This window comes from Streptomyces flavusporus (genome assembly GCF_046267975.1).
In the GTDB taxonomy this organism is placed as follows: domain Bacteria; phylum Actinomycetota; class Actinomycetes; order Streptomycetales; family Streptomycetaceae; genus Streptomyces; species Streptomyces flavusporus.
This window is the reverse complement of the sequence record NZ_CP176503.1, coordinates 3,315,206-3,336,821: the sequence shown is the minus strand read 5'-3', so window position 1 is coordinate 3,336,821 and position 21,616 is coordinate 3,315,206. Positions and strand designations below refer to the sequence as shown.

At 70.7% G+C, this 21,616-nt stretch carries 22 protein-coding genes and 1 riboswitch; of the genes, 5 read left to right on the top strand and 17 right to left on the bottom strand.

Going from position 1 to position 21,616, the window contains the following annotated elements; genetic code table 11:
- Positions 1–17: 17 nt before the first annotated feature.
- The gene (locus ACKTSN_RS15705) at positions 18–1,013 is read left to right on the top strand and encodes a Ku protein (protein WP_409469714.1); all 996 of its coding nucleotides are present in this window, start codon (positions 18–20) and stop codon (positions 1,011–1,013) included.
- A 12-nt stretch (positions 1,014–1,025) separates the two neighbouring features.
- On the opposite strand, the gene ACKTSN_RS15700 is transcribed toward ACKTSN_RS15705, so the two are convergent.
- The 10 genes from ACKTSN_RS15700 to ACKTSN_RS15655 all read right to left on the bottom strand — a co-directional run bounded on the left by ACKTSN_RS15700 (position 1,026) and on the right by ACKTSN_RS15655 (position 9,266).
- Positions 1,026–1,778: a DUF4142 domain-containing protein gene (locus ACKTSN_RS15700; RefSeq protein WP_409469713.1), complete on the bottom strand. Its 753-nt coding sequence runs from the start codon at positions 1,776–1,778 to the stop codon at positions 1,026–1,028.
- Between the two features lie 245 nt (positions 1,779–2,023).
- Positions 2,024–3,157, bottom strand: coding sequence for a protein-L-isoaspartate(D-aspartate) O-methyltransferase (locus ACKTSN_RS15695; protein WP_409469712.1), 1,134 nt, complete (start codon positions 3,155–3,157; stop codon positions 2,024–2,026).
- Between the two features lie 10 nt (positions 3,158–3,167).
- Positions 3,168–4,100 (bottom strand): radical SAM/SPASM domain-containing protein, encoded by a 933-nt coding sequence (locus ACKTSN_RS15690; RefSeq protein ID WP_409469711.1) that lies wholly within the window; start codon positions 4,098–4,100, stop codon positions 3,168–3,170.
- A 32-nt stretch (positions 4,101–4,132) separates the two neighbouring features.
- A complete protein-coding gene (locus ACKTSN_RS15685; RefSeq protein ID WP_409469710.1) occupies positions 4,133–5,263 on the bottom strand; it encodes a hypothetical protein in 1,131 nt (376 codons plus the stop codon).
- Positions 5,254–6,165: a lactate/malate family dehydrogenase gene (locus ACKTSN_RS15680; protein ID WP_409469709.1), complete on the bottom strand. Its 912-nt coding sequence runs from the start codon at positions 6,163–6,165 to the stop codon at positions 5,254–5,256. Before ACKTSN_RS15680 ends, ACKTSN_RS15685 begins: the two co-directional genes overlap by 10 nt.
- Entirely contained in the window at positions 6,162–7,346 is a 1,185-nt protein-coding gene (locus ACKTSN_RS15675) for a phosphotransferase (RefSeq protein WP_409469708.1), read from the bottom strand. The genes ACKTSN_RS15680 and ACKTSN_RS15675 overlap by 4 nt, the downstream gene beginning before the upstream one ends.
- 62 nt (positions 7,347–7,408) lie before the next feature.
- The gene (locus tag ACKTSN_RS15670; protein WP_409469707.1) at positions 7,409–7,597 is read right to left on the bottom strand and encodes a hypothetical protein; all 189 of its coding nucleotides are present in this window, start codon (positions 7,595–7,597) and stop codon (positions 7,409–7,411) included.
- Positions 7,598–7,721: 124 nt separating this feature from the next.
- A complete protein-coding gene (locus ACKTSN_RS15665) occupies positions 7,722–8,264 on the bottom strand; it encodes a DUF6415 family natural product biosynthesis protein (protein ID WP_409469706.1) in 543 nt (180 codons plus the stop codon).
- Positions 8,254–8,778, bottom strand: coding sequence for a hypothetical protein (locus ACKTSN_RS15660; protein ID WP_409469705.1), 525 nt, complete (start codon positions 8,776–8,778; stop codon positions 8,254–8,256). The genes ACKTSN_RS15665 and ACKTSN_RS15660 overlap by 11 nt, the downstream gene beginning before the upstream one ends.
- A gap of 38 nt (positions 8,779–8,816) precedes the next feature.
- Positions 8,817–9,266, bottom strand: a complete 450-nt coding sequence (locus ACKTSN_RS15655) for an ATP-binding protein (RefSeq protein WP_409469704.1) — start codon at positions 9,264–9,266, stop codon at positions 8,817–8,819.
- A gap of 206 nt (positions 9,267–9,472) precedes the next feature.
- Here ACKTSN_RS15655 and ACKTSN_RS15650 point away from each other — a divergent pair, with 206 nt between their 5' ends.
- The 4 genes from ACKTSN_RS15650 (at position 9,473) to ACKTSN_RS15635 (ending at position 13,570) form a co-directional block, all read left to right on the top strand.
- Entirely contained in the window at positions 9,473–10,873 is a 1,401-nt protein-coding gene (locus tag ACKTSN_RS15650; protein ID WP_409469703.1) for a helix-turn-helix domain-containing protein, read from the top strand.
- The gene (locus tag ACKTSN_RS15645; protein WP_409469702.1) at positions 10,870–11,751 is read left to right on the top strand and encodes a phosphotransferase family protein; all 882 of its coding nucleotides are present in this window, start codon (positions 10,870–10,872) and stop codon (positions 11,749–11,751) included. Before ACKTSN_RS15650 ends, ACKTSN_RS15645 begins: the two co-directional genes overlap by 4 nt.
- A 341-nt stretch (positions 11,752–12,092) precedes the next feature.
- Entirely contained in the window at positions 12,093–12,512 is a 420-nt protein-coding gene (locus ACKTSN_RS15640) for an NUDIX hydrolase (protein WP_409469701.1), read from the top strand.
- A gap of 545 nt (positions 12,513–13,057) precedes the next feature.
- On the top strand, positions 13,058–13,570 hold the full coding sequence (locus tag ACKTSN_RS15635) for an NUDIX domain-containing protein (protein ID WP_409469700.1): 513 nt from the start codon (positions 13,058–13,060) through the stop codon (positions 13,568–13,570).
- 72 nt (positions 13,571–13,642) lie between these two features.
- Here ACKTSN_RS15635 and ACKTSN_RS15630 read toward each other — a convergent pair whose 3' ends face one another.
- From ACKTSN_RS15630 to ACKTSN_RS15600, 7 genes are all read right to left on the bottom strand, one after another.
- Entirely contained in the window at positions 13,643–14,494 is an 852-nt protein-coding gene (locus ACKTSN_RS15630) for an energy-coupling factor ABC transporter ATP-binding protein (RefSeq protein WP_409469699.1), read from the bottom strand.
- Complete coding sequence (cbiQ, locus tag ACKTSN_RS15625; protein ID WP_409469698.1) at positions 14,491–15,240, bottom strand: cobalt ECF transporter T component CbiQ; 750 nt, start codon at positions 15,238–15,240, stop codon at positions 14,491–14,493. The genes ACKTSN_RS15630 and cbiQ overlap by 4 nt, the downstream gene beginning before the upstream one ends.
- Positions 15,241–15,585, bottom strand: a complete 345-nt coding sequence (locus ACKTSN_RS15620; RefSeq protein WP_409469697.1) for an energy-coupling factor ABC transporter substrate-binding protein — start codon at positions 15,583–15,585, stop codon at positions 15,241–15,243.
- On the bottom strand, positions 15,582–16,274 hold the full coding sequence (locus ACKTSN_RS15615; RefSeq protein ID WP_409469696.1) for an energy-coupling factor ABC transporter permease: 693 nt from the start codon (positions 16,272–16,274) through the stop codon (positions 15,582–15,584). The genes ACKTSN_RS15620 and ACKTSN_RS15615 overlap by 4 nt, the downstream gene beginning before the upstream one ends.
- Before the next feature lie 30 nt (positions 16,275–16,304).
- Positions 16,305–16,488, bottom strand: a riboswitch (cobalamin riboswitch).
- 60 nt (positions 16,489–16,548) lie between these two features.
- Positions 16,549–17,550 (bottom strand): methylmalonyl Co-A mutase-associated GTPase MeaB, encoded by a 1,002-nt coding sequence (gene meaB / locus ACKTSN_RS15610; protein WP_409469695.1) that lies wholly within the window; start codon positions 17,548–17,550, stop codon positions 16,549–16,551.
- Positions 17,547–19,724, bottom strand: coding sequence for a methylmalonyl-CoA mutase (gene scpA, locus ACKTSN_RS15605; protein ID WP_409469694.1), 2,178 nt, complete (start codon positions 19,722–19,724; stop codon positions 17,547–17,549). The genes meaB and scpA overlap by 4 nt, the downstream gene beginning before the upstream one ends.
- Positions 19,724–21,526, bottom strand: coding sequence for a methylmalonyl-CoA mutase family protein (locus tag ACKTSN_RS15600; RefSeq protein WP_409469693.1), 1,803 nt, complete (start codon positions 21,524–21,526; stop codon positions 19,724–19,726). Before ACKTSN_RS15600 ends, scpA begins: the two co-directional genes overlap by 1 nt.
- Positions 21,527–21,616 lie beyond the last annotated feature (90 nt).

The window sequence follows — 21,616 nt, the reverse complement described above, 5'->3', positions numbered from 1 at the left end:
TGATGCCGTCACGAAAGGTGCTGGATGTGCGATCCATATGGAACGGCGCCGTCTCGTTCGGCCTCGTCAGCGTCCCGGTCAAGCTGGTGAACGCCACGGAGAGCCACTCGATCTCGTTCCGCCAGATCCACACGGAGGACGGGGGGCGGATCCGGTACCGCAAGTTCTGCGAGCTGGAGGACCGCGAGGTCAGCGGGGCGGAGATCGGCAAGGGCTACGAGGACGCGGACGGGTCGATCATTCCGGTCACGGACGAGGATCTGGCCCACCTGCCCCTCCCGACCGCGAAGACGATCGAGATCGTGGCCTTCGTGCCGGGCGAACGGATCGATCCGCTCCAGATGGACGCGGCGTACTACCTCGCGGCGAGCGGCGCCCCGGCCGCCAAGCCGTACACCCTGCTGCGGGAGGCCCTGAAACGCAGCAACAAGGTCGCCATCGCCAAGTTCGCGCTGCGCGGCCGGGAGCGGCTGGGCATGCTGCGGGTGGTCGGCGACGCCATCGTCATGCACGGGCTGCTGTGGCCGGACGAGGTCCGCGCCCCCGAGGGCGTCGCCCCCGAGACCGACGTCACCGTCCGCGACAAGGAACTCGACCTCGCGGATGCCCTGATGGACACCCTCGGCGAGATCGACCTCGAGGACCTGCACGACGAGTACCGCGAGGCCGTCGAGGAGGTCATCGCGGCGAAGGCCGCCGGCGAGGCACCCCCCGAGGCGCCCGAGCCGGCGAAGGGCGGCAAGGTCATCGACCTGATGGCCGCCCTGGAGAGCAGCGTCAGGGCGGCGAAGGAGTCCCGCGGCGAACAGCCGGCCGAGGTCCGCGAGTTCCCCCGGCGCAGGACGAGCCGCAGCGCGCCCAAGGAGCCCGCGGGCAAGAAGTCCACGGCGAAGAAGCCGACCGCCAAGTCGACGCAGACGGGAAAGAAGACGGCGGCCACGAAGAGCACCGCGAAAAGCACGACGAAGAAGACCGCCGCGAGGAAGACCACGTCCCGCAAGCGCTCGGCCTGAGCGGACGCCCCGTCAGCGGGCCGTCGAGTTGGCCGTGGGCACGGGCGTCGGGGAACTGGTGTTCACGTCCAGGCCGGGGGGTTCGGTGAGGGCGACGACGGGGGCGCCGGGCTGTGGCGGGGGCGGGGTGACCTGTTCCCTGGGCATCTTCGGCGGGCTGGTCTGCGCGAAGTTCACCTGGTCGAAGTTGACCATCTCGGTCTTCTCCAGAACCGTGATGTGGTCGAGCACGGTGTCGTTGGTTTGGTCGGCCAGCGCCCGGACCAGCGTGTTCTTGGTGCTGGCGCGGATCTTGGCGACGACCGGGAAGATCCCCCCGTGCGCGGTGCGCATGATGTTCACCGCAGTGGTGTCGAACTGCTTGCCGCGCTCCGCGTCCACGGTCGCCACGAACTGCTCCTGCTGCGGCGACGCCACGTTGGGCAGGGTGATGCCGAGTTCGGGGGCGATCTTGCGGCACGTCGCGTCGAGCCGGGCGTGCCCGACGACCAGGTGCTCGCCGGCCTCCTTCATCTCCGGCGTGGTGCCGCGCTCCATCGCCATCATCCCGAGCGGGTACTCCCACAGCCCGGCCGCACGCACCTTGACGACGAAGTCGCGGTCGGCCTCGGTGAGCGGCCCGTACGGGGTGTTGGCGATGACGCGATCCTGGGCGCTCGAAGTGTTCTCGACCCCGAGCATGGCGGGGTAGGCGAGGGCGGCGATGGTCAGGGTCAGTGCGCCGCCCACGAAGACGGTTCCGACCATGCTGCGCGTGATGCGCATTCTGCCTCCTGGTGCGAACGGCTCCGGACGCCAATGGATACGGATCTCAGGCGCCCGGCAATCATCGAGCCGGGTAAAAAACTGCCGTGCGCGGTATGGCATGCATCACAAGGACGTGGGTGAGGCCTCACCCACGTCAGCGGGATTCTTGCGAGGAGCGCGCGCGGAAGTATCGACGGTCACGTCGACCTGCTCTCTCTGTCTGTCAGGTTGGCGACGCCCGGGGCCGTCGGGTTGCTCGGCGGTCAGGTCACGGTCACCGACCAGGCGCCGCGCGAGAGGGTGAGGGCGCCGTCCGGGTCGATCCGGACCGGCGCCCCGTAGACCGGCAATCCGCCTTCGCGGTTGAGCCGGTGGCGGATCCGTTCCAACTCGTCCCACAGGCGGCGGGGGCCGCCCTGGTGCACCGTCGGCGAGTCGAGGAAGCCGGCCGCGGTGGCGCGAGCCCATGAGCCGTCAGGGTGCAGCATCCACACCGTGCGTTCGTCGCCGTCGACCGTGCTGCGGTGGTCGATGCCGGGCACGAGGAGTTCGAGCATCGACATCACCTCCCACGAGTCCGGCACGTACAGCAGCGGATACCGGCTCGTGCTGACATGCTCGCCGGTGGCCCGCGCGATCTTCTCCCACAGCTCATCCGTTGGCCGCTCGTAGTCGTCGCCGTGGCGGGTGCGCATGAACCCCGCGGGGTCAGGCTCGACGCGGCCGACGGCGCCGCCGTCCTCGGTCTTGTCCGCGGTGACGATCAGCCCGGTACCGGCGAGGGTGGTCACGAGACGTCCGCCGGGCCGCAGGGCGGACAACCACGAGGCCGGTACGGGCCGTACGGACACGGTGGACACGATCCGGTCGTACCTCCCAGGAAGGGACCCGGTGATGTCGCAGACAGCCGTCTGTGGGTGCAGGCCGATGGAGTTGAGCCGTTCCCCGGCCGTCTTCACCAAGTGCGGGTCGACGTCCACGCTCGTCACCAGCTCAGCGCCGAGGCGCCGACACAACAGCGCGGTGCCGTAGCCGGTGCCGGTCGTCACCAATACTCGCGAATCGTCGGCGATCACCGCGTGCCGGTACATGGTCACGACCAGACCGGGCAGCGTTGACGACGAGGTGGGTTGCCCCGTCGCGATGTTGGCGCCCAGCTCGGCGTGGTCGGCGTGCTGCGGGCCAATGCGGGTCACGAGCGTCCGGTTCGCGTAGGTCGCTTGCATCCATGCCTCGGGGTCGGCGGGCCCGTCGCGCAACTCCCACGCCTCCGATCCGCGCGCCCACCAGCGGGGCACGAACACGTGCCGCGGCGTGGCGGCGAGCGGCTCGTACCAGCGCGACTCAGGGCGGACCACTTCGGCCGCCAACCGCCGCGCGTGCATCTCCCAGTCCATGTGCCGCCTCCTAGTTGTACGCGGGCCTGCAAGCCGGGGTCTCGGCCGGGGAACAGTCGGAGCCGTCCTTATCAGGGTTGCAGGCCGTCACAACTCCCGGGGAGGGCTGGCACGAGTCCTCTTTGGGGGTACAGGTGTCCGGCACACAGCCGCCGCGCCGACGGGGGATCGACGCAACGACCTGCGCCCACTGCTGCCCGGCGAACACCTCTTTCAGCCCGGCCGTCTTCACGGAGCCGGCGGGGAGGAACCGCCCTAGCACGCAGGGGGTCACGGTGCCGTCCGGGAGGACAGCGGCCTTCCCGTCGGCGCATTGCCCGCAGAGCTCCGACGTGGACGGGATCAGCGTCGTCTTGGCCGCGTTGCCCACGGCACGCACCCGGTCTACGTGCACCTGCTCGACGCCGAGGGCTTCCATCTCGGCGCGGGCCTCTTCTGTGCGCTGCCCGTCGCGCATGTGGATGATGCCGACCTTCAGAGGGATACCGCGCCGTACCGCTTCGGCGATGTTCGCCCGGGTCGAGTCGTGGGACCCGTTGCGGCCGGTGATCTCGTCGTGCTCGACCGGGTCGTCGGAGTAGTACGACGTCCCCAGGCTCACCTGCGGGTGCGCGAACAGCTCCCAGTGTTCGCGCCGCACCCGGTACAGGTTGCTGTACACCTGGACGCCGAGCCCGGAGTTCAGCGCGTACTCGACGAGCTCAGCGAAGTCGGGATGCATGGTCGGCTCGCCGCCGATGAACTGCACCGTTTCCACGCCGAGCGCGGCGGCCTCGTCGATCACGCGCCGCCAGTCCTCGGCGGTCATGGTGCCGTGGCCCTTCGTCGGCCCGGCCTGGGCGTAGCAGTGCGATCCGCAGGTGAGCTGACAGCGGCTGGTGATCTCCAGCTCAAGGAACGTCAGGGGTGCGGGTGTTGCGGGTGCCTCGGGAGCGATCGTCATGTCTGCGTCTCCTTCTTCAGAGTGGCTTGCGCTCAGTGGTCGGCCGTCAACTCCTCGGCGGTCTTGGCCAGGAGCGCCGCGTTCGCGTCGGTGTCGTGGCTGAGGGCCAGGGAGCGGCACGGCAGCCGGGCAAGCTGCTCAGTGAGCGCCTGGGCGCCGGTCGCGATGGTGGGGGTGAGGCCGAAGATGTCCGGGTAGCGGTCTTCGGTCTTCGAGGTGAACACGTCGGCGTCGGTCAGGGCGCGGTCGTCGTCGACGAGGGCCGGACTGGTCTCGGGGTTCACGGCCGGGAAGAGCAGCCCGGCCGCTCTCGCGCCCGTGCTGAGGGTGAGGCCGAGCCAGCTGGAGAGCTGGTCGGGGAAGAACTGCGGCTTCAGCTCCTTGCCGTCCTCGCGCCAAATCGGCTCACGGCGCCCGTCGTGAAGGGCTTCGGTCACCATGGGGTGCTGGGTGGGGTGGAGCTGTCCGCCGGCGAGCACGCGTTCGCGGACCGGGTCGTACAGGCCGGTCGCGTCGAGGAGGCCGAGACCGATCGCTGCGGCCGAAGGCCACGGCAGCACCCGCACGCGGCCGTCCGGTTCGGGACGGACGAAGACACGGTCATTGGCCAGCAGCTGCCAACCGGCGCGGGCCAGCAGGAGGGCGGTGGTGGTCTTGCCCGCGCCCTTGTCGCCAAGGGTGAGGACGGCGTCTCCGTTCTGCGTGGCGGCGGACGCGTGCAGTACGGTCCAGCCGTCGCTCAGGAGCTGTCCGCGGATGAGTTCGCGAGCCAGGCGCGCGGCGGCGACGGCGACCGGCTCGGCGTGGTCGCCGACGATGACCAGGCGGCGGCCGTCGGCCTGGTAGCCGATCCGCTCGTCCGGCTGCACCGCGTACGTGATCCCGTCGAGACGGGCGACGAGGGTGCGGGCGTTCGCGTAGGTGGTTTCGTCGTGGCCGTAGTCGGTGACGAGGCGAGCGATGTCGTCCACTCGGGCGGGGCCGACGTCGGCGAGGACGAGGCCGCCGCCGTCGGCGAAGCCGCCGGGGCCCGGGGTGTCGGTGGTGGCGGCGTTCCACCAGGGGCCGAAGTAGCGGTGCGACCAGTCGGTGACGGCCTCTGTCTGGCTGGCGACCGTGACGGTGGCGGTGTCGGCGTGGATACGGGTTGCGGTCAGGGGCACGCGGGGGCTCCTTGCTCGTGGTGGCTGATCTTGCGGTAGGCGGCTTCGAGTTTCGTGCGGGCGGTGAGCAGGTCCGCCGTCTCGTGGGCGTCCAGCTCCAGGGGCTGCGCGGTCGGCTGACCGGCGCGGATGTGCAACCGGATTCCGAGCCATATGCCCGCGCGGTTGACGGACAGGACGTCGGTTCCGTCCTCCTGTGCGAGGAGCTTGCGGAGCGCGGAGAGGACGGCGGCGGCCGGACCGTGGCGGGTGCGGCCGATACCCGTGTTGATCCGACGGGGGCGGGCGGTGAGTTCGGCGCGTACAACGTCGATGGGCACCGTGCACGGGCGGCCGTTGATGGTGGTGGTTGAGGCGCAGATGACCGCGCCGTCGCCGTGCTCGCCGATCACGTACCCGTCCACCGCTCCGACGGGCACGCGGTGGTGGGCGGCGAGGGCGGCGCGGTAGCGGGCGGTGTCGGTCGCTGACCCGATCCCGTAGGTGGCCGCGCCGCTGATGGTGGCGAAGAGTCGCGCGAGGACATCCACGGGGTTGGTGACCATCACCACGGGCCCGGTGAAGCCGGTGAGGGTGTGGGCGAAGTCGGCGATCAGGGGGGCGTTCGCGGTCAGTCCGGCCATGCGCACATTCCGGCGTGCGGAGTTGGTGAACGTGGCGCGGGGGCAGATCACAAGGGTGTCTGCCTGGTGGAGGTCAGCGGCCGTCGCGGCGATGTCCGCGCGGGCGGGGCTGCGGGCGAGGTGGGCCATGTCGTCCAGATCGGCGGCCAGGCCCACGGCTCGCTCCAGGGTGCGGGAGATGATCAGCAGCCGGTCACACCATGGCTCGCCGACGAGGAGCGCGGCGACGGTCTGTCCGACTGCGCCGGCGCCGACGATGCCCACCGTGTGGCCGGTCATCGGGCCGCCGCCTTGGAGACGGCGCGCAGGGCCAGGCGCCAGGCTGCATCCGGCTCGGTGCCGGCCGCGACGGTGGCGCTTACCTGGTCCAGGAGGGTGCACAGGGCCTCGGTCCGGTCGACGACCGCGCGGGCGTGCTCGGGCAGCGGCAGCGCGGCGGGGGCGGTGAGGTAGGACGACAGGATGTTGACCGTGTCCATCAGCCACGTCACGAGCAGCCGCCGCAGCCACAGCCCGCGCAAGGTGCCGCGCAAGGCGTGGGTCTGGTCGGCCACGAACGCGGCGATGCCGTCGACCACGGCCGCCGGATTGTCGAGGGGCGGCGCGGCGAGAAGTGCCAGGAACGTGCGGGAGACGAGTTTCGGGGAGTCGTGGTGCGCGGGGCCGCGGGCTAGTCCGGGGTCGATGAAAACCGGGGCCTCTGACGGCCCGTCGGGGAAGAGGACGTGTTCCGGTTTCAAGTCGCCGTACACGATGGCTGTCGGCCCGGTCGGAGGCGTGAGGCGGAGTTTCAGCAACCTGGCCACGACAACGCCGAACACGGCGGCGACGCCCCAGCGGGTGCGCTCGTCGAGGCGGTCTACGCCGAGGCGTTCGACGTAGAGGCGGCCGGATACGCCGTTGAACTTCCGGCGGAAGGTGCCGTCAATGCTCCGCTCCGGGATCGGGGCGGCGTCGACCTGGGCGGCAACGGCCGGATGCTGAAGCCCTTCCAGGCCGGTGACGGCCGCGGTGAGCAAGTCCTGTGTCCGGGCGGGGTCTTTGGCTATCAGATCGGCGAGGGTCGGGCCGGTAACGGGCTCGGTGAACAGCACTCCCGCCGTGTAGCCAGAGCATCGGGCCACGCGGACGCCGGCCGCTTCCAGGGTGCGGAGCTGTGCCGTCTCGCGCGCGAGCAGAGACGCGGGAGAGGTGGCGTATGCGGCCTGTGCCGCGCGGACGGCGTCCCAGTCGCCCGCCAGGCCCCGCAGGACAGACACGAGGGACAGGCCAAGGATCGAGTCCTTCGCGTACAGGGTCCTACCGCCGACGGTCGCGCGGTGGACGTACGCGGTGACCGAGGGGACGTGATCGCCGAGGGTCAGCGTCTGTCCGGGCCACAGGTCACACGCGGCGCGGCGAATCCGGTCCGTGCTGAGCGCGAACAGGTCCGCGGGCTTCGGTAAGGCGGTGCCGGTCAAGGTGCCTCCTCGGCGATCAGCGGTAATAGGGGTTGGGCGTGTGCGGAGGGGCGCCCACGTTGTCAGGCGATGGCCGGCTGCCGCTCCATGAAGTAGGCGACGGCCCGCGCCTTGAGGCGCTTCAGGCACGGCTCGCACGCGTAGAACGGGGCGGCCTGCCCGTCCCGCTGCACCGGGCCGAGCCAGAGCACCGGCACCCCAGTGCGCTCGCACCCGAGCCAGCAGTCACCGGTGACCCAATGCCCTTCCACAACGGCCTTCCTTTCCTGGATGTCGCAGGTGGCTCCCGCCGCCCACCACGGGGGCGAGCAGACGACCGGAGCCACCACCCCCGGGGACAAGGCGCGGTAGCCCCAGGGGGGTCTGTGGCGCCGGTCAAGGCACGGCGCGCAGTTGCTTTCGCCGCTCCTCGGCGAGGTCGGCGCAGCTGTCGGTGTGGAGGTAGCCGCGAACGCCGCCGCTCGCCTCCGACGCGAACAGCGCCCGCTCGAACCCCTCGCCGTCGGCGATCGGCTGAGAGCAGGCACCACACAAGCGCCGCCGGACGGCGTCCTCGATCTCGTCTCGGCGTGTCGGCGGACCGAGCGGGCCCGGATTTTCGTGCAGCGTCAGCAGCGCGCGGGCCGTGGTGGCGAGGTCGTAGACGTAGCACGCCTGCGCCGCCGGGTAGGCGTCGACGCCTTCGTCCAACAGCTGGTGCGTGCGCACGATCACGTGCACCGCCGTGCTCCGCGTTATCCCTCGCATGCGAGCCGCGATGTCCGTGACTTCCGGGATGAGGAGCTGCACGTGACCCGTCAGCCTGCCGCGGAACGCGTCGAGTTCCGCGCCCTCTGGCCTGAAGGGAGCCCACAGAACGCCCTCGCACGTCTGCCGGATCGTCGTCGCGTCGATCGGCGCGTGCTCGTTACGCCCCACTACGGGCCTCCGCCGTGGCCAGCCGGTACTGGCCGTACGTGACGAGCTGGGACACCGCCTCTACAGGGCACAGGTCTCCGGGCCCGTCCATCGAAACGCACCAGTAGCTGAAGTGGTGGTCCGGCTCGGTGAACTCCGGCCGCGGCACCCCTAGGTAGGAATCGCGGCCAAGACATTTGGTGCCGTCGAGGTGCCGCCGCTCGCGCCACTCCCGCCGGTCCTGCATGCTCGCTGGCACAAGGGCGTAGTACTGGGCACTGTGCTGGTCGACGAACACGGGGCCACCGCACAGCGCCTCTTCGAGGAACGCATCCACCCTCTCTGCGTCGTCGGTGTCGGCCGCCGCGCGGACCAGGTCACCGTTCATGCGGATCGCCGCGAACAACGCACCACACCGCAGAAGAGCGATCCCGCCCTTCTTCCACTCCATCCGCGCCCGGTCTGCGCTCTGCGCCGACAGCAGGAGCCAGGTTCCCACCGCTACCTCGCGCTCGCGCCGGGTGTGCACAAACACCTCGGCTTCTGGCTCAACTGGGGCTCGTACTGCGTCTCTCACCGGGCAACCTCCGGGCCGCTCGTCCCGTCGCCGCCGATCAGGAAGTTCGCCCACACGTCTTTGCCGCCCTTGATCGAGGAGCACCCGAAGTCGTCGGCGAAGGCCATGACGAGATGCAAGCCACGGCCGCACTCGTCGTCGGCGGCCGGGTAGGAGAGCTCGGGCAGTGCCGGATCGAAGTCCCGCACGCAGACGTTCACAACTCCGGGCAGGCGCGTGACCGTGAGCCGCGCGCTCCGCGTCCCAGTGCGCGCGACAGGCCGTGTGTGCCGCAGGACGTTGGTCAGCAGCTCCGAGACCGTCAGGGCCGCGCGGTCGCTCGTGCTGGCGACGCCCCACAGCTTCAGGTGGTCGCACACGATGGATCTCATGATCGGCACGGCCTCGGGAGTCACGTCGAGGTCTATCGCCAGGTGTCCCGGAGCGCTGCGCGTCGTCGCGCGCACGCCGGTTGCTGGCGTAGCGGGAAGTTCCAAGAGGTCGGCCATCACAGATCCACTCTTCGGTCTGGCGGAATTCTCACCACGGAGGTTCGACTGCGGTGTGTACTGGTGTGGTACCGGTCAGCAACCATTCAGTCAGGCCACGAGACCCGCGTGCAGATCCGGATGCGGAGAGCTGAGATATCCGCATCACGACCCAGGGAACGCTGATGCCGCAGCCAGAGAAAGAGCTCACCCCAGACGCTTCACCAGAGGCATGGTTCGGTGCAGAACTGCGCTACTGGCGTAAGCGTCAACCGGGGTTGCGGGCCGCCCAGTTAGGGCCGATGGTGCAGGTCAGCCCAGATGTGATCTCCAAGATTGAGAAGGGCCAGTACCGGTGCCGGAGGGATCTCGCCGAGCGTCTGGACGACGTCCTCAACACGGGCGGAGTCCTCACGCGCGCGTGGGGCATGGTGTTCGGCGATGCGGACAAAAAGCGGCGCGAAGCGGATAGTGCCCGCCGGGCACTAGCGGAGGGGACCATTCAGCTCCATCAAGGGCGCATCCTGAGCGGAGACAGCTCAGCCCCGCTACCTGAGAGCCTTCCGTCAGTGGACCGACGCGCCTTCCTGGCAGCCACCAGCCTTGCTGCCATCGCCCCGATAGACCTCGCCAGACTCGTATCCCCGACCGCACCGCCCGAGCTCCCGAAGCGGATTCGCCCGACGGAACTCGATCAGCTGCGCCACATCGCCGACGGCATCCACCGATGGGACAACACCCAAGGCGGCGGGGGTCTGGTCGGCGACTTCGCGAGCCGCTCCATGGAATGGGCCGTACGGCTGCTCTCCGTCGACTGCCCCGAGCCGCTGCGCCAAGAGCTCCTCGGCGACGTCGCGCGGCTGGGCATCGTGGTCGGCGCGACGCATTTCGACGCCTACGCCCACGACGAGGCCCGGGTCGCCTTCAAGATCGCGTCCGAATGCGCGGAGGAGGCCGGCGACTGGTGGTTGCGCGCCAAGACGTTCTCCTTCCTGTCACGCCAGGCGACTTGGCTCGGCGATCCGGACGAGGGCCTCACGTACGCGGAGAAGGGCCTGGTCCGTTCCGACCGGCTCACCCCGACGATCCAGGCCATGATGCATAGCGCCCGCGCTCGCGCCTTCGGGAAGCTGCACGACGTGCAGGGCACGATGGCTGCGGTCGGCGCCGCCGACGACGCTTTCGCCCGCTCGAACTCTGCCGAAGATCCGGCGTGGATGCACTACTACGACGAGGCACAGCACCACGGCGATACGGCCCACGCCCTGTTCGACCTGGCCATCCACAAAGACCAGGACCCGGGACGCGCAGCGCAACGGTTCACGACTGCGGTCGCCGGGCACAGCGACGCCTACGCCCGCTCTCGTGGGATCTCCTGTACGAAGCTGGCGTCTCTTGTCATGGCGAAGGGAGACCCGATGCAGGCGGTCGCCATCGGTCACCAGGCCCTCAACGATGTCGGCCGGCTCACCTCGCGCAGGGCAGCCGAGGACATCAAGGAACTCCGCCGATTCGCCGCGCAGCACCGCACCTTGGAGGAGGCGGCGCGCCTGCGGCAGCGGATCACGACTACCTTGCAGGCATGACGATCTCGGCTGTCCCCGCCCGTGCCGTACTGGAAGAAGCCTGCGCTCTCGCGGGCTTCGATCCGGCCGGCGCCGAGCCCGTCCGTATCGCCGAGAACGAGATATGGCGCCTCCCCGGTGGGGTGATCGTCCGCATCGCTCGCGCCGGTCAGTGGAAGGCTGCGGTGCGTGAGGTCCGCGTGGCGCGGTGGCTCGCCGACAACGGGGTGTCGGCCGTCCGCGCGCTGCCGGTCGAGCAGCCCGTCGAGGCGGCGGGCCGCCCGGTGACGTTCTGGGTCGAGCTGCCGCCACATGAGATCGGCAACGTCATGGATGTCGTCACGTTGATGAAGCAACTCCATCCGTTGCCGGTCCCGGATCTTCCACTCGACGAGCTGGACCCCTTCGTGCGGGTGGACGAACGCATCGAGGCCGCGACGTCGCTGTCGGAGGGCGATCGCGCCTGGCTGCGGGATCGGCATGCGGAGCTCCGCGAGCGGTGGGAGCGCCGCCCCGTGGGGCTGCCTGAGTGCGTCGTGCACGGAGATGCCTGGGTCGGCAACGTCGTACGCACCGCGGGCGGGCCCGTGCTGCTCGACTTCGAGCGGGCCTCCGTCGGACCGCCTGAGTGGGATCTCGTATCCACCGCGGTCAAGATGACGACAACCGGCGCGGTCACTCGGGCCGAGTACGCCGAGTTCTGCGCGGCGTACGGTACGGACGTCACGCAGTGGGAGGGGTACGAACTCCTCGCCGGAGCTCGCGAGTTGCGCATGACCACCTACGCGGCCCAGCACGCCGCAACACGCCCCGAGTGGCAGGCCGAGGCCCAATACCGCGTCGACTGCCTGCGTGGCCGAGCAGCACCGCGCCCTTGGCACTGGAAAGGGATCATGTAGTGCCCACGCGCCAACTACTTCGCCGATAGCCGGAGCCGACACCGAGGGGAGGCACACAGAGTGGACGAGCAGCAGATCACTGGCCGCCGGGACCGGCTGTCGCACGGCCGCGATGTGTTGTTCTGCTACGGCTCGCTCCAGTTCGATGCGTACGGCTGATGAACTCGGCGCATCACGGATCTCCTTCGCTGCGATGGATTGGTCCCACTGTTCGGCGCCGCTGGACCTGGGGTAAAGCGACAGATTGTCGACTCGGGCAATTCACCCACGCCTGACTCGCGCCACGGGCCGCGCGCTACGTTCCGACCACCCCAGGCCGTACGTGCAATCCGAGGAGAGCGATGGCGTACACGCCCCCCACCTGGCCCGTCTCCGTCAAGGGCGTGGCCTTGGACAGCCGCCGACGCGTACTGCTGCTGAAGAACGAACGCGAGGAGTGGGAGCTGCCCGGAGGGCGACTCGAACCCTCCGATGCCACACCCGAGTTGGCAGTAGAGAGGGAAATCAAGGAGGAGACCGGCTGGGGGGTGAAGGCAGGCCCTCTCCTGGATGTGTGGATCTACCAGCCACTGCCGGTGACTCTGCCGGACCGGCGAGTCGTGATCGTCACCTACGGCTGCATCGTCCTCACCCCGGACATGACCCCCGTGGTGAGTCACGAGCACAAGCAGCTCGGTATGTTCACCGCTGACGAAGTGCCTGGCCTGACCATGCCAGAGGGATACAAGCAGTCCATCGCCGCCTGGTACGCACGGATGTGACCGGCGATGGACAGCGCGATGGTGGCGCGGCGCTCGCAACACACCCTGTGGCACTGGGCAACCCCACAGGCCATTCCCCTTCTGGCTCGTGCCGCTGGCACCCTGGGCAATCAACTGCTCTTCGACCAGGTAATGCGGGAAGCCGACGCGCTCCTCGACAGCACAGAACACACCTCGCTGTTCAACTCCTACGCTCGGCATGAGATCCGTCTGCGGGGTCTGGTCGCCCACCCCGGACACGGGCGGCTATACAGCTCGCCGAGCAGGGCAGCCCGATTGCCACGACCACCGTCGCGCCCCAGTGGCGCGTCATCGAACTGATCACGGTGGCTCGCGTACGGCTCCTCGCCGACGACCACGCTGGTGCCGCTCAGTGCCTGCACTGCGCGACCGGCGAGGCAATCCGGCAGCGACGAGCTACGCCGACTCCTGGAAACACACCGGAGCTACCGACCTGTGCGCGACTACCTGACACGGTTCGACGAGGCGAGACGGGCGAGAATGCTGCTGCTCGCTGACATCCTCACCCCCGGAGGCGCCCGATCATGAGGCCCACTCCCGCAGACCCGGACGCCTGGAACGCCTACCTCGCCGAGGGCAACCGCACCCAGGCCCGCAAACGCGTAGCCGCGGACGTCCTCCTCCGCGACGGCGACGGACGCATCCTGCTCGTGAACCCGACGTACAAACCGGACTGGGACCTGCCGGGCGGAATGGCTGAGGCGAACGAACCACCTCACATCGCCGCGACACGCGAGCTCAAGGAAGAGCTTGGGCTGGCCATCGAGCCGCGCAGGCTGCTCGTCGTCGACTGGGTCGCCCCTCATGGGCCGTGGGACGACCAGATCGCCTTCATCTTCGACGCCGGCACGATCGGCACTGCCGAGGCTGCCGCCCTGCAGCCCCACGACGACGAGCTCTCCGAGCTCGCGTTCGTAACACCCGCCGAAGCAACCACGCGGCTGCGGAACCGGCTCGCCCGCCGCTTGCGGGCCGCTCTGGAAGCCCTCAACGGGCAAGGCGGCCCGTTGTACCTGCACGACGGGCAACCGGTCTGACGTCCCCCTGCCAGGAAAACCGACCGGCGTTCCGGCGAGCGTTCGGGCACAGCGCAATCATCGCCGCCGCCGTCAGCCGCGCGGACCGGCGCCGGTCGCCGTCACGGCGGCCAGCTCCTCCGCCGTCCGCGGACCGGCGACGCTCTCGCCCAACAGCCCCTGCGCCCGCAGCAGTTCCGCCGCCGCGACGCCCCACGGCAGCCGCAGCCCGGCCTGCCGGAGGAGGTCCGTGCGGGCCAGCGCCGTGGGCGCGGGCCCCGTGCGGACGCCGGACGGGGTGAGCAGGGCCGCGTCGTCGGCCCAGCGCAGCGCGAGATCCACGTCATGGGTCGCCATCACCACGGTCGTGCCGCGCGCACGGAGGGCGTCGAGGGTGGCGAGCAGCCGTTCCTGACCGTCGGGGTCGAGCCCGGCGGTCGGCTCGTCGAGGATCAGCACCCGCGGGCGCATGGCGACGGCACCGGCGATCGCGGTCCGTTTGCGCTGCCCGTAGGAGAGGAGATGCGTGGGCCGGTCGGCCAGCGCGGCGATGTCCAGGGCGTCGAGCGCCTCGGCGACGCGGGAGCGCACCTCGGCGTCGGACAGCCCCAGGTTCAGCGGACCGAAGGACACGTCCTGCGCGACGGACGCGGCGAACAGCTGGTCGTCCGGGTCCTGCACGACCAGCTGGACGGTGGTCCGCAACCGGGTCAGGCCCTTCCGGTCGTACGACACCGGCCGGCCCTGAACCGTCAACTGCCCGGTGTGCGGCCGCAGTCCGCCGCTGAGCAGCCGCATCAGCGTGGTCTTGCCGCTGCCGTTGCGCCCGAGCAGGGCCAGCGCCCGTCCCTCGGGCACCGCGAAGTCGAGGCCGTCGAGCACGACGGGGCCCTCGTCATAGGCGAAGGACACGCCCCGCAGGGCGACGAGCGCGGGCTCGCTCATGACAGCGGCCTTTCCAGTACGAAGGTGAGGGCGGCCAGCGCCGCCAGCAGTGCGGTGCTGGCGGCCGTGAAGCGGACGGAGACCCGGGCCTCGGGCACCAGGACGCGCAGGGTGCCGTCGTAGCCGCGTCCGGCGAGTCCGGTCTGCAGCCGCGCCGCCCGGTCGAAGGCCCGCACGAAGGCGGTCGCGCCGAGCCCGGCCAGGGAACGCCAGGTCGCGGTCCGCGTGGTGTGGCCGAGCCGGGCGGCCTGCGCCTCCCGGATCCGGCGCACGGAGTCGAGCAGCAGGAAGCTCATGCGGTACGTCACCAGCGCCACGTCGACGACCGGCGCCGGTACCCCGGCCTGCACCAGCCGCGGCAGCAGATCGGACATCGGGGTGGTGAACGCGAACAGCAGCACGCCGAGCGAGGCGGCCGAGGTGCGCAGCAGCAGTTCCCCGGCGCGCACCGGGCCCTCGTCGGCCAGGGACACGAACCCGCCCGGGCCGCCGACCTGCACGAGCAGGGTGGCCGCTCCGATCACGCAGAAGCCCAGCGGCACCCGGTACGCCCGCCACAGACGACGCCGGGGCACGCCCGCCGGACCGAGCAGCGCCACGAGCGCCGTCACCAGGACCAGGGCGGCGCCCGGCCAGGGCGGCAGCGAGATCGCGAGCAGGGTGAGACCCAGCCCGAGCACGGCCTTGTCCACGGGGTGGCGGCGGCGCCAGCGGCTGCTGTGCGCCGCCGCGTCGATGGGCAGCACTCAGACCTGCTCGTCGGCGCCGTCGGCGCCCTGCCGCTCCAGCGCCCGCTTCTCGCCCTGCCGACGCCCGCGCCGCAGCCCGAAGTAGTAGGCGAGGACACCCGCGCCGATGGCCGCCTGCAGTGAGAACAACGCCGACTCGATCTCGCCGGAAGGCGGCTCGTACAGGGGCGAGAACCAGGGCTCGTAGTCCGGCTCGATCTCGGTGACGGCCTTCTCCGCCTGCCCGTCGGCGCCCGTGAACGGCTCCTCCTCGTCGTCGCCGAGACCGAGAGCCAGCGGCAGCACCGCCAGCGCGGCGACGAGAAGCAGCAACAGGGAGTTGATCTTCGCGTTCCGGCTCATCGGGCCACCGCCTCGGGGCCGGCCTTCTTGGTGAGGAGGACACCGAGCCGGGTCAGCTCACCCCGGCTCGACTGCACCAGCAGACGCATCACCAGCACCGTGAGCAGCCCCTCGCTCACCGCGAGCGGGATCTGGGTGACGGCGAAGATGGAGCCGAACTTGCCGAGCGCGCCCAGGAATCCGCTGCCCGGGTCGGGGAAGGCGAGCGCCAGCTGCACGCTGGTGACGCAGTACGTGGACAGGTCGGCGACGAACGCGCCGCAGAACACGGCGCCCATCAGCGGCACGTCGTACCGGCGCAGCAGCCGGTACACGCCGTACCCGGCCCACGGCCCGACGATCGCCATGGAGAAGACGTTGGCGCCCAGCGTGGTCAGGCCGCCGTGCGCGAGCAGCAGCGCCTGGAAGAGCAGGGTGATGGTGCCCAGCACCGCCATGACCGGCGGCCGGAACAGGATCGCGCCCAGCCCGGTGCCGGTGGGATGGGAGCAACTCCCGGTCACCGAGGGCAGTTTCAGGGCCGACAGGACGAAGGTGAAGGCTCCGGAGGCACCGAGGAGCAGTGTGCTCTCGGGGTGCTCCCTGACCTCACGGGTGAGTGACCGGACTCCGTGGACGACGAACGGCGCGGACGCGGCGCCCCAGGCGACCGCGTGCGCAGGAGGCAGAAAACCCTCGGCTATGTGCATGGCTCAGCAGACCCTCTCCAGCACCTCGTGGATGGTTGACGTGCCTTGGCCGGTCTCCTGGCTGACGGGTACCACCGCCCGTGCTCCGCCTTCCCGGGTCACAAGGACCCAGTGGCTGCCCGCGAGGGCCGGAGCCGGACTTCCCGATCACAGTGGCGAGGGCCGCACCGGTTTTTCACCGGATTTCCCGTGCACCAAGGCGTGGTGACAGTAGTGCTCGGTCAGGGGTGGAGACAAGCGCACCCCGGGAGGCGTGCGGGCGACGGACGCCCGCTCACGCCCCGCGGGACGCGCCGTCGCCGGCCCCCTCGAAGGCGTCGAGCAGCCGCTCCGCCGCGAGCGTGGCCGTCAACTGCCCGTCCCTGACCCGCTGTTCGAGTTCCGGTGCGAGGGCCCGTACCGCCGGGTCCGCGTGCAGGCGGCCCAGCAGTTCGTCGCGGACCATGCTCCAGGTCCAGTCGACCTGCTGGTCGCGGCGCTTGGCGGCGAGCCGACCGGTGGAGTCCAGGAGGGTGCGGTGCTGCTCCAGGCGCTCCCACACGGTGTCCAGGCCGGTCGACTCACGGGCGCTGCAGTGCAGGACGGGCGGGGTCCAGGCGGCGTCCTTGCCGTGCATGAGGCGCAGGGCGCCCGACAACTCCCGTGCCGCGGCGCGGGCGTCGCGCTCGTGCGGGCCGTCCGCCTTGTTCACGGCGATCACGTCCGCCAGCTCCAGGACGCCCTTCTTGATGCCCTGCAGCTGGTCGCCGGTGCGGGCCAGGGTCAGCAGCAGGAAGGAGTCGACCATGTTGGCCACCGCGGTCTCCGACTGGCCGACGCCGACCGTCTCCACCAGCACCACGTCGTAGCCCGCGGCCTCCATCACCACGATCGACTCGCGGGTCGCCTTGGCGACGCCGCCGAGCGTGCCGGCGGTGGGGGAGGGGCGGATGAACGCCGCCGGGTCGACCGCCAGGCGCTCCATCCGCGTCTTGTCGCCCAGGATCGAGCCGCCCGTACGGCTCGACGACGGGTCGACGGCGAGCACGGCGACCCGGTGGCCGAGCGAGGTGAGCAGGGTGCCGAACGCGTCGATGAACGTCGACTTGCCCACGCCGGGCACCCCGCTGACCCCGATCCGCCGCGCCTTCCCGCTGTGCGGCAGCAGCTCGGTCAGCAACTCCTGCGCCAGCGCCCGGTGCTGGGGCCGGGTGGACTCGACGAGGGTGATGGCCCGGGCCACCGTCGCCCGCTTCCCGTCGAGCACGCCCTTCACATACGCGTCGAGATCGATCACAGCTCGTGTCCGAGGCCGGCCGCCAGCCGCCGCAGAAGGTCGTGTGCCGCGTCCGGGATCACCGTCCCCGGCGGGAACACGGCCGCCGCGCCCATCTCCAGCAGGGTCGGCACGTCCTGCGGCGGGATCACTCCGCCCACCACGATCATGATGTCCGCGCGCCCCTCCGCCGCCAGCTCCTCGCGCAGCGCCGGTACGAGCGTGAGGTGGCCGGCGGCCAGCGAGGAGACGCCCACGATGTGCACGTCCGCCTCCACCGCCTGCCGGGCGACCTCGGCGGGCGTCTGGAACAGCGGGCCGACGTCCACGTCGAAGCCGAGGTCGGCGAACGCGGTGGCGATCACCTTCTGGCCGCGGTCGTGGCCGTCCTGGCCCATCTTGGCGACCAGGATGCGCGGGCGGCGGCCCTCGGCCTCCTCGAAGGAGTCCACGAGCGCGCGGGTGCGGTCGACGGACGGGGACTCGCCGGCTTCGCCTCGGTACACGCCGGAGATCGTACGGATCTGGCTCGCGTGCCGTCCGTACACCTTCTCCAGGGCGTCGGAGATCTCCCCGACGGTCGCCTTGGCGCGGGCCGCGTGCACCGCCAGCTCCAGCAGGTTGCCGTCGCCGCCCGCGGCCCGGGTCAGCGCGTCCAGCGCGTCCCGGCAGGCGGTCTCGTCGCGCTCCTCGCGCAGCCGCCGCAGCTTCTCGATCTGCTGGGCGCGCACGGAGGAGTTGTCGACCTTGAGGACCTCGATCTGCTCATCGGTGTCCACCCGGTACTTGTTCACGCCGATCACCGGCTGCCGCCCGGAGTCGATCCGGGCCTGCGTGCGCGCCGCCGCCTCCTCCACGCGCAGCTTCGGAATGCCCGCGTCGATGGCCTGCGCCATGCCGCCCGCCTGCTCGACCTCCTGGATGTGCTGCCAGGCGCGGCGGGCCAGGTCGTACGTCAGCTTCTCCACGTAGGCGCTGCCGCCCCAGGGGTCGATCACCCGGGTCGTGCCCGACTCCTGCTGGATGAGCAGCTGGGTGTTGCGGGCGATCCGCGCGGAGAAGTCGGTGGGCAGGGCGAGGGCCTCGTCGAGGGCGTTGGTGTGCAGCGACTGGGTGTGGCCCTGCGTGGCGGCCATCGCCTCCACGCACGTCCGGGTCACGTTGTTGAACACGTCCTGCGCGGTCAGCGACCAGCCGGAGGTCTGCGAATGGGTGCGCAGGGACAGCGACTTGGCGTTCTTCGGGTCGAACTGCTTGACCAGCTTCGCCCACAGCAGGCGGGCCGCCCGCAGCTTGGCGATCTCCATGAAGAAGTTCATGCCGATCGCCCAGAAGAAGGACAGCCGCGGCGCGAACGCGTCCACGTCCAGCCCGGCCTCCCGCCCGGCCCGGAGGTACTCCACGCCGTCGGCGAGGGTGTACGCCAGCTCCAGGTCGGCCGTCGCGCCGGCCTCCTGGATGTGGTAGCCGGAGATGGAGATGGAGTTGTAGCGGGGCATCCGCTGCGAGGTGAAGGCGAAGATGTCGGAGATGATCCGCATCGACGGCTTCGGTGGATAGATGTACGTGTTGCGGACCATGAACTCCTTGAGGATGTCGTTCTGGATGGTCCCGGCCAACTTCTCGGGCGGTACGCCCTGTTCCTCCGCCGCCACGATGTACAGCGCGAGCACCGGCAGCACGGCGCCGTTCATCGTCATCGACACGGTCATCCTGTCCAGCGGAATCCCGTCGAACAGCTGCCGCATGTCGTAGATCGAGTCGATCGCCACGCCCGCCATGCCGACGTCACCGGTCACCCGCGGGTGGTCGCTGTCGTAGCCGCGGTGCGTCGGCAGGTCGAAGGCGACCGACAGACCCTTCTGACCGGCCGCCAGGTTGCGCCGGTAGAAGGCGTTGGACTCCTCCGCCGTGGAGAAGCCCGCGTACTGGCGGATCGTCCAGGGCTGGTTGACGTACATCGTCGGGTACGGGCCGCGCAGGTACGGGGCGATACCCGGGTAGGTGTCCAGGAAGTCCAGGCCCTCCAGGTCCTGCCCGGTGTACAGCGGTTTGACGGTGATGCCCTCCGGGGTCTCCCAGAGCAGGTCGTCGTCGCCGGTTGCCTTCTTCACGGCCGTGCGCCACTCGTCGGCGCCCCCTTCGGCGGCCGGGGTCCCCAGCTCGACTCCGGTGAAGTCGGGGATTCCTCCCATCAGGACACTCCCATGCGATCGAGGGTGGCGGAGAGCACGGCAACGGCGTCGCAGCCCGCGAAGACGTAGGCGTCGACACCGCTGTACTGACCGGGACGCCCGGCCAGGAACACATGGCGGGCGCCCGCCTTCCGCAGGTCCTCGGCGGCCTGCGCGGCCTGCTCCTCGTACAGCGCGTCGCTGGAGCACAGGCAGGCCTCGGTGGCGCCGCTGTCCTCGAAGGTGCCCTCGGTGACCGGCTCGATGCCGCCGGCCTGGAACAGGTTGGAGGCGAAGGTGAGGCGTGCGGTGTGCGCGGCGGCGGGGCCCAGGGCGGCGAGGTAGATCCGCGGGCGGCTGCCGGTCGCCGCGAGATGGGCGTCGGAACGGGCGCGCAGTGCCTCGTACGCCTCGTCGCGCCGCACACGCGGCAGCCCGCCGGAGGGGGCCGCGGGAGCGGGCGTACGCTCCACCGGCCGCTCGGCGAGGTGCGGGAACTCGCTGACACCGGTGACCGGTTCGCGCCGCTTGGCGAGCTTGTCGGTACGTGCCGCCCAGGTGTCGGCCAGGTCCTGCCCGAGACGGCCCGAGCGCAGGGCGGCCGCGAGCCCACCGGTCCGCTCGATGCCCTGGAAGAACTCCCAGCCCGCGTGGGCGAGTTCGTCGGTGAGCCGTTCCACGTACCAGGAGCCGCCCGCCGGGTCGATCACCCGGGACAGGTGCGACTCCTCGATGAGGATCGTGGAGGTGTTGCGGGCGATGCGCCGCGCGAACGCGTCCGGCAGACCGAGCGCGTGGTCGAAGGGCAGCACGGTGACGGCGTCGGCGCCGCCCGCCCCGGCGGCCAGCGCGGCGACGGTGGTGCGCAGCATGTTCACCCACGGGTCGCGGCGCGTCATCATCACCGGCGAGGTCACGACGTGCTGGACCTGTGCACCAGGGGCTCCGCACACCTCGGCCACCCGTGCCCACAGCCGGCGCGCCGCCCGCAGTTTGGCGATCGTCAGGAACTGGTCGGCGGTGGCCGCGTACCGGAACTCCAGCTGTGCGCAGGCCTGCCCGACGCTCAGCCCTGCCCCGGTCAGCTCCCGCAGATAGGCGACACCGGTCGCCAGTGACGCGCCCAGCTCCTGCGCGGCCGAGCCACCGGCCTCGTGGTACGGCAGCGCGTCCACGGTCAGCGCCCGCAGCCCCGGATACTCCTCGGCGCACCGCAGGGCAAGTCCGGCCACCGGCGCGAAGTCGAACGGCTGCCCGGTCCGGGCCTCGAACCCCAGCGGGTCGGCGCCCAGGGTGCCGCGCGCCGCATCCCTGCCGACGCCCCGCTCCTCGTACAGCCGCAGCAACTCCCGCGCGGCGGACTCGACCTCGGCCCCGGCGTCCAGGGCGACGGGCGCCAGGTCGAGATACACGCCGTCGAGGACCCGGCCGAGCGACGCCACCGGGATGCCGCCCTCGCCGACGGCCAGCCACAGCGACGTGACGCCGTTCTCCAGGTCCGCGAGGACCGCGTCGGTGTCGGGTGTCGTGTGCCGCTGTCGTACGTCCCAGCCGCCGACCGTGTTGCCCTCGGCGCGGCTGCCGCGCACAAAGGGTGCGAAGCCGGGCAGGCCGGACTCGGGCGCGGTGTCGTGGCCGGTGTACAGGGGGCGGACGCGCAGTCCGTCCTCGAGCGTGGTGGACAGGGCGTCCTCGGCCGCAGCGCCCCCGACTTCCTTGCCCGACTTGAGCAGGACGCCCGCCACGAGGCGTTGCCACTGTTCACGGGTCGCGTCGGAGAACTCGGCGGCCAGGGTGAGCCCGTCGTCGGGCAGGACCGTCATGGCTCGGATGGTAGGCCAGGTGGACACCTGAGCAGCAGAGGACCGGGCTGTGACCTTGTCCTCGCCCGTTCACCCTTGAAGCCCGGGCGG